Origin of the sequence: Moraxella caviae (assembly GCF_002014985.1) — a bacterium.
GTDB classification, from domain to species: Bacteria; Pseudomonadota; Gammaproteobacteria; order Pseudomonadales; family Moraxellaceae; genus Moraxella; species Moraxella caviae.
Genome location: NZ_MUXU01000010.1, coordinates 37,457 through 59,301 on the forward strand (window position 1 = coordinate 37,457; position 21,845 = coordinate 59,301).

At 48.3% G+C, this 21,845-nt stretch carries 20 protein-coding genes; 8 read left to right on the plus strand and 12 right to left on the minus strand.

Features of this window, described 5'->3' with window-relative positions:
- Positions 1-112: 112 nt before the first annotated feature.
- Together B0181_RS01350 and B0181_RS01355 are read left to right on the plus strand one after the other, a co-directional pair.
- Positions 113-325, plus strand: a complete 213-nt coding sequence (locus tag B0181_RS01350; protein ID WP_078275702.1) for a PA3496 family putative envelope integrity protein — start codon at positions 113-115, stop codon at positions 323-325.
- A 173-nt stretch (positions 326-498) separates the two neighbouring features.
- Positions 499-1,020 (plus strand): YecA/YgfB family protein, encoded by a 522-nt coding sequence (locus B0181_RS01355; RefSeq protein ID WP_078275733.1) that lies wholly within the window; start codon positions 499-501, stop codon positions 1,018-1,020.
- 88 nt (positions 1,021-1,108) lie between these two features.
- Here B0181_RS01355 and B0181_RS01360 read toward each other — a convergent pair whose 3' ends face one another.
- Together B0181_RS01360 and B0181_RS01365 are read right to left on the minus strand one after the other, a co-directional pair.
- Complete coding sequence (locus B0181_RS01360; protein WP_143821560.1) at positions 1,109-1,753, minus strand: hypothetical protein; 645 nt, start codon at positions 1,751-1,753, stop codon at positions 1,109-1,111.
- Entirely contained in the window at positions 1,741-1,950 is a 210-nt protein-coding gene (locus B0181_RS01365) for a hypothetical protein (protein WP_078275704.1), read from the minus strand. Before B0181_RS01365 ends, B0181_RS01360 begins: the two co-directional genes overlap by 13 nt.
- Before the next feature lie 237 nt (positions 1,951-2,187).
- Between B0181_RS01365 and B0181_RS01370 the strand changes: the two genes are divergently transcribed.
- Positions 2,188-2,640, plus strand: coding sequence for a YbjQ family protein (locus tag B0181_RS01370; RefSeq protein WP_078275705.1), 453 nt, complete (start codon positions 2,188-2,190; stop codon positions 2,638-2,640).
- Complete coding sequence (locus B0181_RS01375) at positions 2,633-3,103, plus strand: YbjQ family protein (RefSeq protein WP_078275706.1); 471 nt, start codon at positions 2,633-2,635, stop codon at positions 3,101-3,103. The genes B0181_RS01370 and B0181_RS01375 overlap by 8 nt, the downstream gene beginning before the upstream one ends.
- 106 nt (positions 3,104-3,209) lie before the next feature.
- On the opposite strand, the gene B0181_RS01380 is transcribed toward B0181_RS01375, so the two are convergent.
- From B0181_RS01380 to dcd, 6 genes are all read right to left on the minus strand, one after another.
- Positions 3,210-4,097 carry a LysR family transcriptional regulator gene (locus tag B0181_RS01380; RefSeq protein ID WP_078275707.1) on the minus strand — a complete coding sequence of 296 codons (888 nt, stop codon included), beginning with the start codon at positions 4,095-4,097 and terminating at the stop codon, positions 3,210-3,212.
- 226 nt (positions 4,098-4,323) lie between these two features.
- Complete coding sequence (locus B0181_RS01385; RefSeq protein ID WP_078275708.1) at positions 4,324-5,490, minus strand: beta-barrel domain-containing protein; 1,167 nt, start codon at positions 5,488-5,490, stop codon at positions 4,324-4,326.
- A gap of 20 nt (positions 5,491-5,510) precedes the next feature.
- A complete protein-coding gene (locus tag B0181_RS01390; protein ID WP_078275709.1) occupies positions 5,511-8,090 on the minus strand; it encodes a type I secretion system permease/ATPase in 2,580 nt (859 codons plus the stop codon).
- 73 nt (positions 8,091-8,163) lie between these two features.
- Positions 8,164-10,380 (minus strand): TolC family protein, encoded by a 2,217-nt coding sequence (locus tag B0181_RS01395; protein WP_078275710.1) that lies wholly within the window; start codon positions 10,378-10,380, stop codon positions 8,164-8,166.
- Positions 10,381-10,630: 250 nt separating this feature from the next.
- Entirely contained in the window at positions 10,631-10,918 is a 288-nt protein-coding gene (locus B0181_RS01400) for a polyhydroxyalkanoic acid system family protein (protein WP_078275711.1), read from the minus strand.
- 34 nt (positions 10,919-10,952) lie between these two features.
- Positions 10,953-11,528 carry a dCTP deaminase gene (gene dcd / locus B0181_RS01405; protein ID WP_078275712.1) on the minus strand — a complete coding sequence of 192 codons (576 nt, stop codon included), beginning with the start codon at positions 11,526-11,528 and terminating at the stop codon, positions 10,953-10,955.
- A gap of 392 nt (positions 11,529-11,920) precedes the next feature.
- On the opposite strand from dcd, the gene ruvB reads away from it, so the two are divergent.
- A complete protein-coding gene (ruvB, locus tag B0181_RS01410; RefSeq protein WP_078275713.1) occupies positions 11,921-12,910 on the plus strand; it encodes a Holliday junction branch migration DNA helicase RuvB in 990 nt (329 codons plus the stop codon).
- 75 nt (positions 12,911-12,985) lie between these two features.
- On the opposite strand, the gene B0181_RS01415 is transcribed toward ruvB, so the two are convergent.
- Both B0181_RS01415 and B0181_RS01420 read right to left on the minus strand, forming a co-directional pair.
- Complete coding sequence (locus B0181_RS01415; protein WP_078275714.1) at positions 12,986-14,125, minus strand: M15 family metallopeptidase; 1,140 nt, start codon at positions 14,123-14,125, stop codon at positions 12,986-12,988.
- Between the two features lie 81 nt (positions 14,126-14,206).
- Positions 14,207-14,719, minus strand: a complete 513-nt coding sequence (locus B0181_RS01420; protein ID WP_078275715.1) for an SH3 domain-containing protein — start codon at positions 14,717-14,719, stop codon at positions 14,207-14,209.
- 356 nt (positions 14,720-15,075) lie between these two features.
- On the opposite strand from B0181_RS01420, the gene B0181_RS01425 reads away from it, so the two are divergent.
- The 3 genes from B0181_RS01425 to B0181_RS01435 all read left to right on the plus strand — a co-directional run bounded on the left by B0181_RS01425 (position 15,076) and on the right by B0181_RS01435 (position 19,443).
- Positions 15,076-15,549: an MCR_0457 family protein gene (locus tag B0181_RS01425; protein WP_078275716.1), complete on the plus strand. Its 474-nt coding sequence runs from the start codon at positions 15,076-15,078 to the stop codon at positions 15,547-15,549.
- A gap of 294 nt (positions 15,550-15,843) precedes the next feature.
- Positions 15,844-16,845, plus strand: coding sequence for a porphobilinogen synthase (gene hemB, locus B0181_RS01430; protein ID WP_078275717.1), 1,002 nt, complete (start codon positions 15,844-15,846; stop codon positions 16,843-16,845).
- A gap of 300 nt (positions 16,846-17,145) precedes the next feature.
- Positions 17,146-19,443, plus strand: coding sequence for an NADP-dependent malic enzyme (locus B0181_RS01435; protein WP_078275718.1), 2,298 nt, complete (start codon positions 17,146-17,148; stop codon positions 19,441-19,443).
- 123 nt (positions 19,444-19,566) lie between these two features.
- Here the strand turns inward: B0181_RS01435 and ribF are convergent, their stop codons facing one another.
- Both ribF and B0181_RS01445 read right to left on the minus strand, forming a co-directional pair.
- Positions 19,567-20,595, minus strand: coding sequence for a bifunctional riboflavin kinase/FAD synthetase (ribF, locus tag B0181_RS01440; protein WP_078275719.1), 1,029 nt, complete (start codon positions 20,593-20,595; stop codon positions 19,567-19,569).
- Positions 20,596-20,798: 203 nt separating this feature from the next.
- Complete coding sequence (locus B0181_RS01445) at positions 20,799-21,446, minus strand: UPF0149 family protein (RefSeq protein ID WP_169835759.1); 648 nt, start codon at positions 21,444-21,446, stop codon at positions 20,799-20,801.
- Positions 21,447-21,845 lie beyond the last annotated feature (399 nt).

Below are 21,845 nucleotides of genomic sequence, written 5' to 3' on the forward strand. Positions count from 1 at the left end.
TCATCAAATAACCGCTATAAGGCATAACCAAGACAATAAATTTAATCCTTAAGTTTCACCCCACGGTATTGCGGCGCAAATCTTGCCCAGACCATCACTAAAAGGAGCAATCATGAGCGACATTGACGATGATTATGATGATGACTTTGAAGAAGATGCCGACGCCCAACTTGCTGACGAAGGCAAAGCCAAGCCGCTTGAAAAACGCTTGAAAATTGACGCATTGCTTGAAGCACAGCGCCTAAAAAAACTTGAGCGCGCATTGGAAGAAGACGATTTTTCAGAGTTTGATCTTGACGATGACGATTTTGACGATGATTTTTAATCATTAAAGCCACTCAATAAAATCACCCGATTTCATCATGCGCACGCAGTTGCACGGCTTATATCAAATCTTGGTATAAGCCTTGTTTTTTGGCAAAATTGTGTTAAAGTGAGCAAAGCTAAACGTGATTTTAGCCCAATTTTCAACCACCAAAAGAGATGATTATGTCTAAATTGACCAAAGACGAACTGTTTGATTATCTGTCATCAGACGCAAACACCCAAGGACTTGACCCCATCGCTGCGCACGGCTTTTTGACCGCCACAGTCGTGGGCAAGCCGCTACCAAACTGGATTTCGGCATTTTTTGAAGGTGAAGACGCAAGCGTGTCAAGCGCGGTTAAAGACGCACTTCATGCGTGGCGCGAAGAGCTGTACGACACCCTAAAAGCCGAGCAGCCAATTGAATTGCCATTTGATGCCAGCGAAGAAGCCGAAGATTTTAGCGAAGATGGCGACTTGGCGGCGTGGGCGATTGGCTTTGTTGATGCCATGTATTCGGACGAAAACGTGGACTGGTTTGACGATGAAAGCGTGGAAGATGACGTGGCGGAGCTGACTTTGCCGATGGTGGTACTGTCTGGCATTGACCCTGATTTGGACGAAGTGCGTGATGAAGAAATGCTGGCGCAGATGGCAAACGCCCTAGAAGACAACATCACCGAGCTGTTTTTGCTGTTCCACACCAATGATTGATTGCTTAATCACTTGATAAAATCAAAAAGCAAGTCTGTGATGGACTTGCTTTTTGCTTATTGGCTTTTTTGATATTGGGTTTGGGCGGTTAGACTGCCACAGTTTTGGTAAAAATTTGTTTATAAATAACATACTGCGCAATAAGCATCATCGGCACAGTTACCAAAAGCCCCAAGCCAAGCGGTATCATGGATAAATACATCAAAAATGTCATCACGATGTTATAAATCAAAATCGCCGCCATGTTTTTAAAGCAGCCACGCAGCGCAAGTTTGATGGCAGCAAACGACTTATAACGATGAAAAATCACCAATGCCATTGCCACAGTCATCGCGCTGGTAAGCACCCAAGACACCGCCATTAGCAGCAAATAAGCAGCCACGACAAGCAGCGCCAAGCCGACTCCAAACTCTTGCAGACCAAACATTTGACCCACCAAATAAGCTGACCCTGCCAACAATGACATCGCCACAACAAGAAAAATAACGAACACCACATACACGACAGCCAGCACAACAGACAGCTTTACTACTGGTTTTGCATCACGATGAAATCCAGTGAAAAAATCGCTGAACTTCATGTTTTGTGTCAAATCCGCGCGCTTGGCAGCATTTAGCACCCCTGCCATCAAAAACATGAAAAATAAGCCAAGCACCAAAGTGGCAATGAATTGCAGCACCTGATACGCTGGCTGCTGCTCCGCCAACAATGCAGGTGGTACTAACGCAGCCAACGACAGCACAAACAAAAGCAATGTAAAACCAATCCAATGTAATGTAATGGCTGCGCCTTAAAAATCTGCCAAGATGCCTGAATCCACGACATACTTTCTCCCATTGGCAGCTTATTTGGCACATCAAGCACCATCAGCTCACCAGATGGCGGCGTGATGGATGTATTGGGCAGCGGTGGCGGAATTTCGTTTTGCATGATTCACCTTAATCATAAAATATCAAACAAATGGCACAAACCGACAAACAACACCAAGCGACACCAATCAACACAACGTCAATGAATGATGAGTTTTAATTTGCTTTGGTTTGTCAGTTGCCAAATTTATCTAATTATCATATCACAAACCCAACAAAATTTTACAAGTGCTTCAATTTTCGTTACAATTTAAGGCATTGATAATTCGCATTATTTCACGCTTTCACAGGAAAATTTATGAAACTTTCAAATTTAGAACACCTACCCAACCACACCATCACCGAGCGCCTTGATGTCGTGTATGGCAGCACCGTACGCAGCAAGCACGTTGGCAAGGACTTACTGGCTGGACTTAAAAACATCGTGGGCGGCGAGCTGACCGCCTATACCGAATTATTAGAAGAAGCACGCACCGAAGCCATCAATCGCATGATTGCCAAGGCGCAGGCACTGGGCGCGGATGCCGTGGTGGGCGTGCGTTTTTCTACGTCCAGCATTGCCGCTGGTGCTGCCGAATTATTCGTCTATGGCACGGCGGTGAAAATCGCACCGCTGCACACGCCTGCTTTTGCGCACGGTCAGCCAGCACAATCTGGCGCAGCGCAAACCCTGAACGCACAACCTTCAAACACGCAAACTACAGCCGAACAACCAAGACGCTTCAACCCATTTGGTGAAGACAATGTCTGAGATGAGTGCTTTGCTGCTGAATAATTTGGGGTTGGTGATTGCGCTGTTGCTGCTGATTATTGGCTGGATTTTTGGCAGACGCAGTGAGCGCAAACACTTGCAAGAATTGAACTTGCACGAACAAAGTCTGGCGCACGTCATACTGACAAGCGAGCGCTTTGCCGTGCAAAATTACGCCAGCGAAAGCCTTTTGGTGGTGGGTAATGTGGTGGTGGCGCAAGACCGCTTTAAGATGGTGGCAGCCACGATTTTAAGCCTATTTGGCAAAAATCTCACCGTCTATGAAAGTCTGCTGGAGCGAGCACGCAGAGAAGCCATTGTGCGCCTAAAACGCCAAGCGGCAGCGGCTGGATTTCACTATGTGACAGGCGTGCGCCTTGAAGTGAGTAACATCGGTGCGCACGACCCATCAGGCAGCGCAGTGGAAGTCATCGCTTATGGTACAGCGGTGCATTTGCGCTGATGGCGGATTGAAACGTGTGTTTAAAACACTGATTAACGTTTCGCAACAATAGCAAGGCGTTTAAATAATGGCAACGTTTGAAAAATCGGCAAAATATGATGAAATTTTAATCAGCGCATTTTTCCACCATAAAATCAATGAACGCACGCACTTTGGCACTTAAAAACGCGCGATCCACATAAGCGGCGTACAAATCCACCGACAGCACATGATATTCAGGCAGCAGCCGCATCAGCCGCCCTGCCGCCAAATCCGCTTCAATCGCCCAACTTGGCAAGCACGCCAGCCCCACGCCTGCCTGCACCAGCTTGGCAATCATCAGCGTATCATCGCTTTGCACCGTGCTTTTTACAGCGATGTCATGCACCGCCCCTGTCGCCAAATGACGCAGCTGCATGGGTTCGGCGTTAATATGGCTTGGTTGCACCATTTCGTGCTGAGCGATTTCTTCAGGCGATTTTGGTATGCCGTGCTTGCGCAAATAGCTGGGCGCTGCCACCAAATAAAATTCCACCACGCCAAGCGGACGGATAATCATGGACGGATTTGGGTTATTGGACAATCTGAGCGCCAAATCAAAACCGCCCGCCACCAAATCCACCTTATAATTAGACAGCGATAAATTCAGCGACACTTCTGGATAACGCGTGCGAAATTCTGCCAGCCACGTTGCTACCTTAGTACTAGCAAACCACAGCGGCATGGCGATTTTCAGCTCGCCTGTAGGTCTTGCCTGCGCACCTGCCGCCTGCTGCGCCGCCGCACCCAGCACGTCCAAGGCGTGCAAAGACTGCCGATAATACTGCTCGCCCACTTCGGTCAGATGAATACTTCGGCTGTTGCGGTGCAGTAATTTTGCGCCAAGCATTCGCTCCAAATTGGCGACGTGCTTGCTCACCATCGGCACCGACATCGCCAGATGGTCTGCCGCTTTGGTGAAACTTTTTTGCTCCACCACCTGATGAAACGCACGAATGCTTTGCAGTGTGTCCATGCCGCCCCTTGATTGATTAAATTTTAAAATTGACCGATAAAATAGTATAACGCCAAAACACCTTGCCGCCAATCATTTTATAAAAACGCTTTTAAAGCACATTACCAATCCGCTTTCGCCTTGCACTTTTCATAAAAAAAACGGAAAACCCTAAGATTTTCCGTTTTTGTACGCATTATAAGTGCTTGATTGTTGGTAAATTAGCCCAGTAAATCAAGCCAGCAAATTAACGCTCGCCCAAGCCTTCTGATAAGGTCTTGGTGATTGGCTTCGTCAGATACGACAGCACGCTGCGCTCCATCGCCTTGATGTCCACGCTTGCGGTCATACCGGGGCGAATCACAATGTCATCGGCACGCCCTTCAAATTGCGCGCCTGCGATACGAATCTGCACACGATAGTACGGCTCATCGCCACGCTCGGTTTTTTGCATCAACGTGTCTGGCGAAATGTACACCACTTCACCATTCATCGCACCAAAGATGGAATAATCATAAGCGTCCAATTTCACGCTGGCATCTTGCCCTTCTTTAACATAAGCGATGTCCGCTGGGCTGACTTTGGCTTCCACAATCAAATCGCTGCTCGTTGGCAAAAGCTGCATGATGATGTCGCCTGCACGCACCACGCCGCCAATGGTGGTTACTTCAATGTTATTCACCTTACCTTCGGTCGGCGCAAACAAACGCTTCTCGCCAAGCACTTGGGTGCGCTCACGCAGCTGCTCTTGCTCAGCTTCTAGGTCTTCTTGGGCTTTGGTCAGCTCAGATTGCGCTTCTTCAAAATATTTGTTGCGCTTATTGGTGATTTGCGCTTCAATGTCCGACACTTGGCGGCGCAGGCGAATCACTTCAGCTTGGCTGACATCGCCTTGTGCCAAAAGCGGCTCATGAATTTGCAATTCTTGCTTTGCCAACGCCAGCATTTTTTCAAGCGATGACACGTCTTCTTGAATGGCTTGGCGACGGCGGTTGTAAAGCTCGGTTTGGTTTTGCATATATTCAGGATAACGCTGCACGCTGGCAGGGAAAGTCAGCGGCTTATTTAAAATCTCCGCTTCTAGGCGAGAAACGCGTGCTTGTAGTGCTGCTGCTTTGGTCGCTGAATTATCCACTGCTGCCTGCGCACGCTCTTCTTCTAGCACAGCAAGCAGCTGACCTTTGGTTACATCATCGCCTTCTTTTACCAAAAGCTCAGTCAAAACACCACCTTCAGACGCTTGAATGTCTTGGGTTCTGGCACTGGCGATGACGGTGGCTTGCGCACGCGTTACTTGGTCAATTTTGGCAAAATACGCCCAAGTCAAAAGCACGATGACGGTAATCAGCGACAGCCAAATCACACGTCTGGCACGGCTGGTGTTCGGTTGGTGGGGTTGGTATTGATAAGACATAACTATAATCCAAATATCGCCTATGAGCCGTTAGTGTCGCCAGTTTGCGAGCCGTTTTGTGGGTTGGTTGGTGTGTTATTTTGTGTATTATTTTGTGCATTTGCTTGCGCAGGTTGATTTTGTGCCGGCTGAACTTTCACGCCTTGCACTTGTGCGGTTTGGCTTTGCGCTTGGTTTTGCACTTGGTTTTGTGTCGCTTGCGCTTGTGCGATTTGCTGCTTATTGATTTGCACGCTGACCTGCGCAGGTGCTTTTGCTTGCGTGGTTTGTGCTTGTTGAGCTTGCAACTGAGCCTGCGCTTGAGCTTGAGCTTGGGCTTGAGCAGCTTTTTGTGCGTGCATGGCTTGTGCTTGCGCCTGAGCTTGCGCATTTGGATTTTGCGGATTGCTCGGTGGGTTTTGTGGTGCATTGGCTTGAGCGTTAGCGGTATTAGCATTAGCAGCTAAGCGTGCTTGCTCTTGACTGACGACTTTCGCACGCTGCTGCGCCGCTTCTTCGTTTTTGCGCAGCTGATCCAGCACCGCTTGTTTTGGCCCATCCATTACCACACGGCTGTCCGCCATGATGATGATACGATCCACCAGCGCAAGCAAGCCAAGTTTGTGCGTAGAGACAATCAGCGTCCTACTTGGGTCTTGCAGTTCTTGGGCAAGCACCTGCAAGCACTGCTGCTCTTGCATATTATCCATAGACGCGGTCGGCTCATCAAGCAGCCACACCGAAGGCTTGGTCAGCACTAAGCGTGTGAATGCCACCAGCTGTTTTTGTCCGCCTGACAAGCCCTTACCGCCTTCACTGATTGGCAAATCCAGACCGCTAGAATGTCCAGACACCAAGCGAATCAAGCCCGTGCGGTGCAAAGCATTGTTTAGCACGTCATCGTTTGGCGTTGGCATGCCGATGAGCAGGTTATCACGCAGCGTGCCTTGAAATAGGCGGTGATCTTGCTGCAAATAACCCACTTGATCAGACAGACTTTCACGGCTGATATGCCCAACATCCAAACCATCAAGCAGCAAATGCCCTTTGGTTGGCGCATAAAGACCCGACAGCAGCTTAAGCAATGTGGATTTACCAGAGCCGATAGAACCCAAAATCGCCACACGCTCGCCAGCACGGATGTTCAGCTTGTCAATTTGCAAGGCTGGACGCTCGTTGTCGGCATAATTAAACGCCAGATTTTCGCCTTGATAATTGCCATAAATCTTACTTGGCGACAAAGGATAGCTCACACCGTCATTGTCTTGCGCCAGCTCAAACAGCTTTTCAATGTTGGCGCGCGCCGCTTTGGCGTGCGAATGTTGCACCAGCATATTTGGCACATTCATCACAGGCGCCAAGATACGACCGCCAAGAATAGTACTGGCAATCAAGCCACCAATCGTCATATCGCCATTCATCACAATGAACGAACCAACAATCACAATGCCCACATAGCTCACCTGCTGCAGCATTTGCACGCTGTAGTTTAGGTTGTCGTTGGCGTGGCGCATTTTTAGGTCGTTGTTGGTCGTGGTGTCGGTGATGTTTAGCCAGCGCGACAAAAATTTCCAGTTGCCCGCACCTGCTTTGATGGTTTCAATGCCTTCAACCGCTTCTACCAAAATACCTGTTTTTTGGTATGATGCCTGCGCCCCATCGGCAGCGATTTTGTCAATTTTTTTACGATTGGTAACGCCAAGAATGATGCCAATCACCGCCGCCAAAATCGGCACTGCCGCCACCCAAGGCGACGCAATCACTGCAATCAGCACGATGAACAAAATACTCATCGGCAAATCCACCAGCGTAAACAGCGTACTGGCAGTGAAAAAACTGCGCACTTGCTCATAGCCACGCAGCTGTGCCGCAAGCGAACCCACCGAATTTGGCATTTGATCCACACGCAATTTCAGCAGTCTTTCAAACAAAGCGCGCGACAGACTTTGATCCATGCCCACCACCATGCGATCCATCACTTTTGAACGGGCAAATTTCATAAAGGCTTCAAAAATAATCACCAAAGCCACGCCACTTGCCAAAATGATGAGCGTATAATGGCTGCGTGTCGGAATCACACGGTCGTACACCTGCATGGAAAATAAAGACACCGCAAGCGCAAGCAAGCTAATAAGAAAAGATGCAATCACCGCTTCTAAAATCACGCTTTTGTGCTGTTTGATGCTGTCAAACAGCAGCTTTTTAAACGTGGTTTTTTGCTCGTTTTGCTTGCTGGCATTTAGGCGTACACGCGCCACCATGTCAAAATCGCCCGCCGCACAGTGGTGCGAACCTTGCTCTTGGACAAACAGCCACTGATTTTGCTGCGGCTGCTGCACAATGCGCCCAAACCCAAGCGTGCGATGGTGTGCCACAAGCGGCATAAAGGCGGCATCTGGTGCTGCCAATCGCTCTGGCAAATCGTCCACGCCCAGCACCTGCAACATGGTCATCAGACCAGAATAAGCGTCTTCTATTTTTTGGGCGCGGTCTTTGGCACTCTGCAAACGGTTTTTATCCACAGGATAGCCTTGCTCTTTTAGCAAAATGGCAAGGGCGTGCGCCAATTCGTGTGCGTCTGCCGAAATGGTCGCTGGCGTGGTGGTGGGTTGTTGGGACATCGATTTTATCCTTTTGCCAAACGCAAACGCGTGGCATGGCGGTTTTGGTTAATAAATTTGGCGTGTTTGGTATTTACTGATTGTCGGTTTCATCGCCGCTCAAATCATCACTTGATGAATTTTCAAGTGGATTTTCTGGCAAGTTTTCAGATGACAAATTTTCAGCTGACTGCTCAACTGGCTGTTCAAGCAAATCGCTTGGTTCTGTAGCATCGCCAATCTTGGCGTCTTGCGTTTTTTGCGTAGCTTGCTCAGCAGCTCTTAGGCTTGATAAATAGGCAGCGTACTGCGCAGGATTGCGAAAATCACTCAAGCCAAGCCCTACTTCAACTTGCGGTATTTGTTCGGTTTGCTCTGCCTGCTCTACCAATGTTTGCTCGGCTTCGCTTTCAATGTCAGACACTTGCTCGGCTGGTGTTTCGCTGACATCTGGTGTTTCGGTAGCGGTTTCGTTTGTTGTAGTTTCGCTTGCAATGTTTTCGTCTAAAATCGTTTCGCTTGCAACGTCTTCACTTGCAATGCTTTCACTTGACGTGTCAGCCAACGTGGTTTCGGCTGGCTCACTTGGCAGGGATTCGGTCGGTTCAGCTGGCAAAGTTTCAGCTGATTCAGTCGGCTCAACTGCCTGCGGTGCGGTTTCAGACACAGCTTGAGCTACGGTTTCAGGAATGATTTCAGGCGCAGTTTCAGTGATGCTTTCCGCTGCATTTTGATTAGGCAAAGTTTCTTCTGTAACGTCTTGGGAAACGTCATGAACAACGTCTTGCACAGCATTTTGCATGGCGGCTGGCAAATCTGAAATTTCATTTGCGGCATTTACATTGTCAATACCATTAACATTATCAACATTTGCCACATTGTCATCAGCACCTGCCCACATCACGCCATCTCTGGCGATACTGCTGGTGTCAGCGCTTGGCGAATTTTGATGGGTCAGCGACTGCATGGTGTTTGCCGTCCAGTCTTTCGCCTGCGCCAGTGGGCTAAATTCTTCGTGCGTGGCTGGGTCAGCATGGTAGTTTTGTTGCCAAGGCATCAAGCCAAAATCCACTTGCAATTTATAAAAACTTGCCACCATTTGCGCTTGCACTTGGCGCAGCTGCTGCTCGTATTGCGACTGCTCACGCACGGCATTTAGCACTTCCAGCCATGATTTTTTGCCCGCAATGAACTGACGGCGATAAGAATTGAGCACGATTTGCGCACCGCCCACCGCCGCTGTCAAGGACAATTCTTGGTCGCGTGCGCTGACAAATTGCTGGTATTGCGTTTGAATGGCTTCCATGGCGCTGCGTCTGGCGGCTTCTTGGCTTTGCATCAGGCTTTGGACGCGCGCTTCAGACGCTCTTGCCAATGCAAGGCTAGAAAAACCTGCGCCCGGGTCATAGCTTAGCCCAATCATCAAATCATCTTCATGCTTACCGCCACGATGGCGATATTCGTTCGTGTACTGCGCATACACCGATGGATAACGGCTGGCTCGCTGCGATTTGACCTCGTGGCGTGCCGCTTCCACTTCAAAATGCTGGCGAATGACGCTTGGGTGATTGGCACTCATATCGCCAAAAGCAAGCTGCCCAAAATTCACCGACTGCGACTTGGCTTCTTTTGCCATTTGCGACAGCGGCAAAGACTGCGTTGGCACGCCAATCGGCTGACCGACCAACTGCTCAAGGCGTGCTTCGGCAATGCGCTGCTGCTCGATAGCGCCTTGTAGTGAGTTTTGGTCTTGTAAAATGCGGTTGGTCACCAAATCTAAGTCAATTTTTGCGGACGCACCTTGTGCCACACGTCTTTGCATCATGGCTTCAAAATCCGCCAGCTGCTCAAGATTTTTGGCGTACAGCTCTTTTAATGACAAGGCGTAAATGTAGCTTTGCCAAATGTCAATGGTGTTTTTGGCGACTTCATTTTGACGCTCCATGATGCCTGCGACTGCTGCTTTGTCATCGTACATCGCGCGGTTGATGTCGGCAGTCAAGCGACCACCCGTCCACAGCGGCTGACGAATGGCAAGGCTTGTTATCGTGCCGTCATTGCCTGCGTGCTGCGTGCTGAGCGATGGCGTTGGCAACAGCCCCAATTTGGCAGCCGTCACGCCTTCTGCGGCTGCGTCTTTATCAGCGCGCGCCGCCCCAACCAACGGGTGCGTCTGCACAGCATGGCCGATAAGCCCGTTCACTTCAAGCGGGTTTATGGCTGCCACTGCCAGCTGCGTAAAGCCAGCCGCCAGCGACATCATTGCCGCAACCAGCGTTTTTAGAGCCAAAATTCGTGGAGTTTTTTTCATAAATCAACCATGCCAAGCCCAAGAATGAGTCTTAGAGCGAGCCAAAAAGATCAGTATATACAACAAAAGAAAGGATTGTCTGTGGAGTGAAAGTCAGCCAAATCAAGCTGGCAGCAGGCACAAAAATTTGCCGAATTATAGCAAAATTTGCCGAATTATAGCAAAATTTGCGCAAGATTACCATGTGGCTTACTAAAAGTATACGAAGGAAGATAATAGCAGCTTGTTTATTTGGATAAACAATAAAGACCTAGCCAAAATACCGATCCAAGCCATCTTGAATGCCTGATTGAATCATGCTTTTTAATGGTTTGGCGAAAAATGCCAAATCCGCTTCAAAAACTATTTTATCAGCGTCTAAGGTTGCACGCCCCGTAACGCCAGCTTTTTTGATGGTGGCGGTGTCGCTATTTGCGCCTTGCTGATAGTCGGCTTCTACACCAAATTCACTTTGGGCGGCGGCAAGCCATTGCTTGGCTTGGGTGCGTGCGGTGTTTAAGTCAAATTGATGGGATTTTTCAATATAAATGTCTGGCATGACTGAAATTTTCTTAATTATGTGATTGTTTTTATTAGGTTTTTGGCAAAGTTACGCCTGTTTGTCCTTGGTATTTGCCGCCACGGTCTTTGTAGGAAGTTTCGCACACATCGTCCGCGTCCGATTGGAAAAATAGCATTTGCGCCACGCCTTCGCCTGCATAAATGCGTGCTGGCAAGTTGGTGGTGTTGCTAAATTCTAGCGTAACATGACCTTCCCATTCAGGCTCAAGCGGCGTAACATTAACGATAATGCCGCAGCGTGCGTAGGTGGATTTACCAAGGCAGATGGTCAGCACATCGCGCGGAATTTTAAAATATTCCACCGTGCGAGCCAGCGCAAATGAGTTTGGCGGAATGATACATTCATCGCCCACGATGTCAATAAAACTGCGCTCATCAAAGTTTTTTGGGTCAACGATGGCAGAATGTACGTTGGTGAACACCTTAAATTCATTGGCGCAACGCACATCGTAGCCGTAGCTTGACGTGCCATAGCTGACCAGCTTTTCGCCTTGTTCGTTGTAGCGCACTTGATTTGGCTCAAATGGCGCAATCATTTCGTGTTCTTGTGCCATGCGGCGAATCCAGCGATCGGATTTGATAGACATAATAGGTTGTTTCCGTTAATTGACAAAATGCACAATAAAATCTGTCTATTATACGGTGTTTGTGCTTTATGGTCAAAGACTTATCGCAGGTGGCGAGTTTGCTATTGGTAGTGAAATGCCAGATAAAAATCATTTACCAGCTGGATTTGCATTGATTAACGCTTGCCAAGTTTTACCCAATTAACGCTCGCCTGCCAAGCTGAATTTAGTGTAAAGACTGGCGCAAAGGCTGATGTTTAAAGACTGGCGCTTAGGGTGATTTTAGGCTAAAATGGCAAGTTTGGCGATGCGATGCGTTTTTATCAATTTTATCCAAAATCGCCAATTAAAATTTAAAATTATTACATAAACTATTAAAAATTTTACAAAAATCCAGCACAAATCCGACCACCATGACTTCAAACCGACTGATTGACCCAGCTCCAAAAAAAGACGATTCGCTTGACCGTGCCATTCGTCCTGCCACGCTTGCCGACTACATCGGACAGCCGAAAGTACGCAGCCAAATGGAAGTGTTCATCACCGCTGCCAGACAACGCGGCGAAGCGCTGGATCACACGCTGATTTTTGGGCCGCCGGGGCTTGGCAAGACCACGCTTGCTAACATCATCGCCAGAGAAATGGGCGGCAATCTGCGCTCAACGTCTGGGCCTGTGCTGGAGCGTGCGGGTGATTTGGCGGCAATGCTGACCAATTTAGAAGAAGGCGATGTGCTGTTTATTGATGAAATTCATCGGCTCAGCCCTGTGATTGAAGAGATTTTATATCCTGCGATGGAAGACTATCAGCTGGATATTATGATTGGTGAAGGGCCAGCAGCACGCTCTATTAAACTTGACTTGCCGCCTTTTACTTTGGTGGCGGCAACCACTCGTGCGGGACTTTTGACATCACCGCTCAGAGACCGTTTTGGCATCACGCAGCGGCTGGAATTTTATGACGTGGCGGATTTGACTACCATCGTGCAGCGTTCGGCTCGGCTGATGGGCATTGCGATGGACGCAGGTGGCGCTGCTGAAGTGGCACGCCGTTCTCGTGGTACGCCGCGCATCGCCAACCGCCTGTTGCGCCGTGTGCGTGATTATGCCGAAGTTAAAGGCGATGGCGTGGTGGTGCAGGAAATTGCCAGCAGCGCACTGGATATGCTGGCAGTGGATAGACAAGGGCTTGACCATTTGGACAGACGCTATTTGCAAATGCTGCATGAGCGTTTTGATGGCAGACCTGCTGGCGTGGAAGCGATTGCGGCAGCAATGGCAGAAGACCGCGGCACGCTTGAAGATGTGATTGAGCCGTATTTGATTCAGCAAGGCTACATTCAGCGCACACCAAAAGGGCGTATGCTTTTGGCAAAGGCGTTGCAAGAAGGGGTTTTTGATTAAGGTTTCGACCCTTAAAATAAACACCCTTCTTTTATTCAAGTCTTTAATAACTTAGCTAAAAGTTTAATAAAAGTCTTAGCGGCCTGCACCAAGCTCCGCTCCAGCCTGTTTTTGCTTCATCTGGCTGATTTCTTTGGCGCGCTCAGTCGTGCCAAGCGCCTGCTTGTCTTTATCGCTGAGCACCGTCTCTTGATAACTCACTCTTTCATCATACAGTGATTCATTTTGATGATTTTGCGCCAAAAAATCCGCTGATGGTTTGTGTAATTCACCCTGAGAAGCTTGAACAGACGTTTGAGACAGATTTGTATTACACGATGAAACTGAAGTAATATAGCCCATCAATTCATCTTGCATAGAAGCAACGGCTGGCGCACCCAGAACCTTCTGATTAACCACAACATTCAAAGCGTTTGGCTGGCTCATCACTTGAAAATATTGAGCTGCCGTAGGCATATGTGACCAATGCCAAGGCTCATCTTCGTATCCGTGCGTGCGTCCCGGTGCGTACACTTGACAGAACCCAAATCTGGGTGCATTGCTCAGCAGCCACTGATGCGTGCGGCGACCCTCTTGAGTCTCCCAATAATTCAATTCCACACTATTAAAATCAATATCCGTACCCCAATGATGACGACTTGTACCCGGAAAAGATGAATAACGCAAAATATCCTGAGCCTTATACACATCATCATTAGGACTGTCTGCCCATTTTCTCTCCCAAATTCTCTTTTGGTGAGCATAAGAGCGATAAGCAGATACAATCTTTAATCGAATACCGTCATTTTGTGCCGCTGCAATCAAATCCATCAATGGCTGATAAGTCTCACGGTGAACACGCTCATCTTTATTGGTGTACTTTGAATCAACCGACGTCAAATGACTTTCACCCACACCATTCACCGCTGATAACGCATCATGATTTGCACTATTAAGCGCCTGATTATTTGGCTGCGGATATGCATCTTGTGAGTTCTGTTCAAGGTTTTTAACATCATGCAAAGCAGCATTCTCATGCTCATCACTTGCATTCACCTCATCAACCGACTGCACTTCTAATACGCTTTCATTTTGATAATGATTAAAAAAACGCAACAAGAACTCGCGTCCTGCATACGCAATTCCCAAAAGAATTACTAAACAAATCAAAATCTTCCACAACAATGACGTTAAAAAAGATTTTTTCTGCGATTGATGTTTGTCATGATGTTGCATATTTGACGCTTTGCTCCAAATGATATTAAATATTGACAAGCCAACTTAATTTTTGATTTAAACCAATCAATAAAATTTAAGTTAGTAATTTAGATATGCGCCAAAACTATAGCCTGTCAGACCTGTCACATCAACTACTTTTACCCAGCAACCATACAATCCATTGATAGTCTCACAGCGGTTAGTTTCACCAACCACCCAAACCTCTTCTTGGTCATACAAATAACCCAACTGACGGCCACCACGGCTCGGTGCTTGTCTAACCAATACACGGCCTCCGTATTGAGTCAATACAGTCGCTCTGTGACGAACCACGCGTTCGGAATTTTGTGGAGCGGCTGGTTTAGGCGGCAACTGTCCCAGTGGCTCAGAATCGATATCCGCCACAGAACCTCTTTCAAACTCTGGAGCGTCTTGCAACTCTTGCTCTATCAGATCTTGTTGAGCTGACTCGTGCGCTGATTGTTGCTCGCTGTTTTGGGCGTTATCTTCTTCAAGCACAGCCTTTGCTGCTGCCTTAAGAGCCTTATCACCAGTCTCGCCACAAGCCGTCAACAAAGCCGCCATAAATACAATAGATAAAACTTTTTTCATTATTGCACCAATTCATAACCTTAAATTAAAATTAAACAAGCATTAAATCTGCTTTTGTAGGATTATTGTAATAAAATTCTTTCTGTAGTGCAAATAATTAAAAGAAATACTTATTGGCAGCCCGCCAAATTCTTATTTTGATTCAAAAAAACCTCACCACCTTACCCCAATCTTACCGCCCAAGCAGAAATCAGCCACGATTTGAGCCAGTGTTGCAGCGCATGGGCGAAGTTTGCGACAATGTTGCTCATTTGGCGTAAAAAACACAATTATCCTACATATTGCCCTGCTTTTGTGTATGACATTTGCCGACAAAATCAGTATCATACGCACAACACACAATACGAGTGATCTGTATGACGTTGTTTGCCTTTTCTTTGAGCGCGCCATTCACCCAAACCAAAACTCACGCACCACACACCGCAAGTCATTCCTTTTCTTGCGCCAAATTTTGGCTGATGCTGTGCGCTGTGCTGATGACGCTGGCATCTGCCGAAGCGCAAGCAACGCCACGATTTATCAAGGCGACAGGCACATCAAACCATGCTGCGCTCAGCGTCAGCAAGTACGAAGCCGCCTTAATCCAAGTGCTTGGCGAAATCTGCCCGTCCATGCTTGGCAGCAACGAGCGTGTACAATTCGCCCACGCTTATAACCGCCAACTGCGCGCCTTTATCCCCACCAGCGCCGACCCGCACGAAACCTTGCGCCTGCTGAGCAGCGAGCCTGAATACCGCGCCACTTTGCACAACGTACGCGCATGGACGGCAAGCTACCCACGCCACGAAAATCAAGCGCTATGCCGAGAATTTGCGCAAATGTATTTATAAGTCAATCACAACCCATCTGTAAACGCCGCCGATGTAAAATTGGTGGCGTTTTTTACTTTTTGGCAAATAAATTGTTTAGTCAATTCACCCAATTTTCACTCATCTGTTTTTAAACGAACAAAACCATATTGCCAAGCCAAACTCTAAATAAATCAATAAACCCAATCATAAAATACACTTTAAACAATCAAAGCACCCACAAGCTGTGCCCAAAACCCACCAAAAATATGCTATGATACCCAAAACCAACACCGCTTGGTCAAATTTCTTACACAACCAACCAAAAGAACGATTATGACTTATCAATTCAACCGCACTTATCCTAATACTCGCCTGCGCCGTATGCGTGTCTCTGATGGCATTCGCCAGATGGTCGCTGAGTCGCATTTGCTGCCTTGCCACCTGATTGCGCCGCTGTTTGTCATTGAAGGGCAAAACGCGCGCCAAAGCATTGCCAGTATGCCAAACGTGGAGCGTCTTTCCATTGATTTGACCGTGCAATACGCCAAAGAATTGTACGCGCTTGGCGTGCGCATGGTGGATATTTTCCCTGTGATTGACCCTGCGCTTAAAACCCCAAATGGCGAAGAAGCCTTTAATCCAAACACCTTGGCTTGCCGTGCGGTGTCAGCCATCAAAGACGCACTGCCCCAGATGATTGTGATGACGGACGTGGCGCTTGACCCTTACACCACGCACGGTCAAGACGGCATCATTGACAATGATGGCTATGTGTTAAACGACATCACCATTGACACGCTGGTCAAGCAAACACTCGCTCACGCCAAAGCAGGTGCAGACGTCATCAGCCCAAGCGACATGATGGACGGCCGTATCGGTGCCATGCGTGTCGCCCTAGAAAGTGATGGCTATCATAACACCGCCATCATGGCATATTCTGCCAAATATGCGTCTGCGTATTATGGGCCGTTTCGTGATGCGGTCGGCTCAAGCGGCAATCTAAAAGGTCATAAAAAACAATACCAAATGAACCCTGCCAACCGTGCCGAAGCCTTGCACGAAGTCGCTCTTGACATCAACGAAGGCGCGGATATGGTGATGGTAAAACCCGGTCAGCCGTATCTGGACGTGGTGCGTGAAGTCAAAGACGCTTTTGGTGTGCCGACTTTCGCTTATCAAGTATCCGGTGAATACGCCATGCACATGGCAGCAATCCAAAACGGCTGGCTGTCTGAAGACGTGATTTTAGAAAGCCTGATTGGCTTTAGACGTGCTGGCTGCGATGGCATTTTGACGTATTTTGCGATGGAGGCTGCCAAAAAGATGAATGACTAAGCCGCCAATCGTTTTAGTCAATTTAACAACTCTAAGCAAGTCTTGACGCTCAAGGCTTGCTTTTTTGTGGTACATTTTCATGCTTTTTTATTCACCACATTTAAATGCACTTCATTTAAATACAATTTTAACGCACTCGCCATAATCACCCATGCTCACCGCCTGTTTCATCATTAAATTTATCGTGAAATTTTCCCCAAAGATTTGCGTTTTAACCTAGCACCACCCCAAAAATCATGCTAGAATGTGAAAGCATTTGCGCAAGATTAGCGCACCAACCACAACCAACGGAAAATTATCATGTCAGAACAAAAATCCGCTGAACAACAGCAGTTTGAGCAAAACGCCCTACACTACCACGAACACCCACGTCCGGGTAAAATCAGCGTTACCCCAACCAAGCAAATCGCCAACCAACGCGACTTGGCGCTGGCTTATTCTCCGGGTGTGGCAGTGCCTTGTCTTGAAATTGAAAAAGACCCAAAACTTGCCGCCAAATACACCGCACGCGCAAACCTTGTTGGCGTAATCACCAACGGTACCGCCGTGCTTGGACTTGGCAACATCGGCGCGCTGGCATCAAAACCTGTGATGGAAGGTAAAGGCGTACTGTTCAAAAAATTCGCTGGCATTGACGTGTTTGACATTGAAATCAACGAACACGACCCAGATAAGTTCATCGAAACCGTTGCCAGCCTTGAGCCAACATTCGGCGGCATCAACCTAGAAGACATCAAAGCGCCAGAATGTTTCAAAATTGAGCGTGAATTGCGCGAAAAAATGAACATTCCTGTGTTTCATGACGACCAGCACGGTACAGCAATCATCTCCGCCGCCGCACTGCTAAACGCCCTACAGCTTAACGGCAAAAAAATTGAAGACATCACTTTGGTTTGCTCAGGCGCAGGCGCAGCAGCGATTTCTTGCCTTGATTTGGTGGTGGCACTGGGTGCGAAAAAAGAAAACATCTATGTGCTTGATTCTAAAGGCGTAATTACCGCCAGCCGTGAAAATCTTGACGAATCAAAACAACGCTACGCTCGCGACACCGACAAAACCACGCTGGCAGAAGTGATGGTGGACGCAGACGTATTTCTTGGCTTGTCAGGCCCCGGCGTGGTCAGCCAAGACATGGTGCGCAGCATGGCAAAAGACCCAATCATCTTTGCGCTTGCCAACCCAACGCCAGAAATCATGCCAGAGCTTGCGCACGCAGTACGCTCAGACGTCATCATGGCGACTGGCCGCTCGGATTATCCAAACCAAGTGAACAACGCCTTGTGCTTCCCTTATATTTTCCGTGGCGCGCTGGACGTGGGCGCAACCACCGTGAATGAAGAAATGAAGCTGGCTTGTGTACACGCCATCGCAGCCATGGCACACACCGAATCACAAGACTTAGACAGCACAGGTAAAACCGCCAAGTCGTTCGGTCGTGATTATCTGATTCCCGGCCCACTTGAGCCAAATTTGATTCTGGAAATCGCCCCAGCCGTTGCCAAAGCAGCGATGGATACTGGCGTGGCAACCTTGCCAATCAGCGATTTTGACGCTTATCGCCAAAAACTGTCTGAATTTGTGTACAACACCGCCTTGGCGATGAAACCAATCTTTAACAAAGCCAAAGCCGATCCAAAACGTATCGTATACGCAGAAGGCGAAGACATCAACGTACTGCGCGCGGTACAAGTGGTGGTGGACGAGCAAATCGCTACGCCGATTTTGATTGGTCGCCCTGATGTCATCAACAAAGAAATTGAAGATTTGGGTCTGCGTTTGGTAGATGGCGAAAACATCACCATCATCGATCCGCACACCAACCCACGCTACGAAGATTACTGGAAGCACTACTACGAGCAAAACAAACGCAATGGCGTGAGTGTCGAGCTGGCACGCCGTGATGTGCGCCGTAAGACAAGTTTGCACAGTGCGCTGATGGTAGAGCTTGGCGATGCTGACGGCATGATTTGTGGCACATTCGGCTTCTACCATCTGCATCTAAACTATGTGCGCCGCGTGATTGATAAGCGTGAAGGCGTCAGCGGTCTGTATGCGATGAACGCCATTTTGATGCAAAACCGCAACCTATTCATCGCTGATACTTATATCAACGAAGACCCAACCGCTGAAGAGCTTGCCGAAATGACCGTATTGGCAGCCGAAAGTGTGCGCCGTTTTGGTATCACGCCGCGCGTTGCCCTGCTGTCGCATTCAAACTTTGGCACATCAGACCGTGAGTCTGCCGCCAAAATGCGCAGAGTTCACGACCTATTGACCGAGATGAATGTGGACTTTGAATTTGATGGCGAAATGCACGGCGATGCTGCGCTGGACGAGCGTATCCGTGAGCAAAGCTATCCATTTAGCACGCTCAAAGGCTCGGCAAACTTGCTGATTTTGCCAACGCTTGACGCAGCAAACATCGCCTTTAACTTGCTAAAAACCGCCACAGGTTCGGCAGCGATTGGCCCAATCCTACTGGGTGCGGACAAACCTGCGCACATCTTGACGCCATCAGCCACCGCGCGCCGCATTGTAAACATGACGGCATTGACCGTGGCAGACGTACAAGACCTAGAGCGCAAAAACAACGCCTAAACCTTGCGCAAAACAAAAGCACCGATTTATGTCGGTGCTTTTTTTGGTTTTGGTAAAATTGATTGGGTTTGTAGTATTGTAAATTGCATAGCTAAATTGCACAACCACTTGATTTACAAGAATTCAACCCTGCGCTTTTCGCCACGCCAGCATATGCTGCACATCTGCGTCAATGCCTGCTTTGAGCGAATCCAAACCATCATAATGACGCTCACCATGCAAATAATGCAAAAATTCCACTTTTAGCACCTTGCCGTACAAATCGCCTGCAAATTCTGGCAAATGCACTTCTAGGCGCTCTTGTGTTCCATTGACACTTGGGCGTGTGCCAACGCTCACCGCCCCCAAAAGACTGTGCGGCTTTGTGCCTTGAATGCCAGTTTTACCATCTTTGGCGAAATTTTGCCACGCCAGCGGTGTACCAGCTGCTTGAAAATCACTCGGCTTGCTTGGCGCATTGCAAGCAGCCGCACCATCAAGCACAAACACATCGGCAGCAAACACGCCTTGCAAGGCGGCTTTTTTACGATTCAGGGCGATATTTGCCGTTGGAAAATCAAGCGTGCGCCCAATTTGATCGCCATGCACCACTTCGCCTGTGATGGCATAATCTCGCCCCAAAAGCTGGCTAGCCTGCGCCAAATCACCCTGCGCCAAAGCGTGTCTGATGGCTGTAGAGCTGACTCGCTCACCTGCCGCCAAAACGCTCGGCAGCTGATCCACACCAAAACCCGCCTGCTGCAAAAACGCACGGTCGCCCATGCGGTCATGCCCAAAGCGAAAATCATCGCCCAGCACCAAATCCACCACGCCAAGCACACGCAAAAGTTTGGCAAATTGCGCCGCCGACAGCGAACGAAACGCTTCATCAAAGCGTGCCACCAGCAAATAATCAATGCCGCACTGAGCAATGAGCGCCGCTTTTTCGGATAAATTGGTCAAACGTGCTGGCGGATTGTCCGCTTGGAAAAATTCGCGCGGCTGCGGCTCAAACACCATCACCGCTGATTTTAGGTTTTTTTGCTGGGCGTGCGCCACCAATGCCCCAAGCAATGCCTGATGTCCCAAATGCACGCCATCGTAATTGCCAATGGTGAGCGCAAGTGGCGGCAGCTGTACAGAAAAATCAGGGGTGAGCGACAAAATTTGCATGATGGTTGGTGCTAAGTGAAAAATTTAAACGCCCACTGCCAGCGATGGCAAATCAGCGCACGAAATCAAACCGCTTATTATAGGCGAAATTTTACCGCAGGGCAATTTTTACCGCCCACTGTTGCCACGATTTACGCCATAAACCCATCAAACACGAACCAAATGGCGCAAATCAGTCAGCGTACATCAAGCGACAAATCCCATCACTGCTTTTGGTGCATGGCGTCAATGTATAACGATTGCGTTTTTTGTGCAGCTTTGTCTTGGGCGATTTCATTGGCGGTTTTGGCGGTCGGTGCAAGCCCTTTAATCAGTGGCAACTCATTGATATTACAACGTTTTCTCACCGCAAGACTGACAGGCACCATGCGCGCAAATTCAAACAAATGCAGCCACATTTCTTCACCGCCGTCAAATTCTTCGGCATCATCAAGACGAATGGCGGCAATCTGCGCCAAATCTCGCAGCAGCTCTTCTTCGTCCTTGCTTGGCGTAATGCCCGCCACGCCAATGCCTGTCAAATAACCGCCCGCCCAATCCTTAAGCGCCAGCACACGCTCATACAGCTCATGCTCATCGTCAGGCACCAGCGGCTCGTAGGCGTAGGCATCGTCTTTGTCCTTGAGCGCAAAACTCACATCTTCTGCATACTCCGCCAAAAGCTCAAGCGCGCGCTCATTCGGCACATCAAAGCTCAGCTCTTCTAGCACACGCTGCCAGCCTTCTGCGTCAGGCGCATTGCAAGCCGTCATAATGCCTGTCATCAAGCCATGCAGCTCGCTGATGGTGATATCCGTCCAGTCGCTAAACGCTGCCGTCCAGTCGTCCCAGCCTGACATAAAATCGCTCATAATCTCTCCGTTTTGCTTAGATTTGATGGGTTTTTGTGATGGTTTTTGTGGTAATTTCTGCGATGGTTTTTGCAATGATTTACAGCAAGTTTGCCGTGATTTTCAATGAATTTGGCAATGATTTTTGATAAATTGACTGACAATTTTTTAGTTTAAATTACCGTTTATCGGCAAATTTTTCAGCCGACAAATTTTCAGCCGCCAGCTTATCAAACCGCCAATGCTTCAGTCGTCAATTTTCAGCCGCTAATTTCAAACCGCTCATTCATCGCACATCTACTCTAAATGCGTGCATTTTGGCAAAACACAAGAGCGCAGGCAAATTTTATCTTACTCATCTAGCCAAAATCCAAGTCTGCCATCTTAAATCCACTTTGACAGCCCGTTCACGCCACGAAA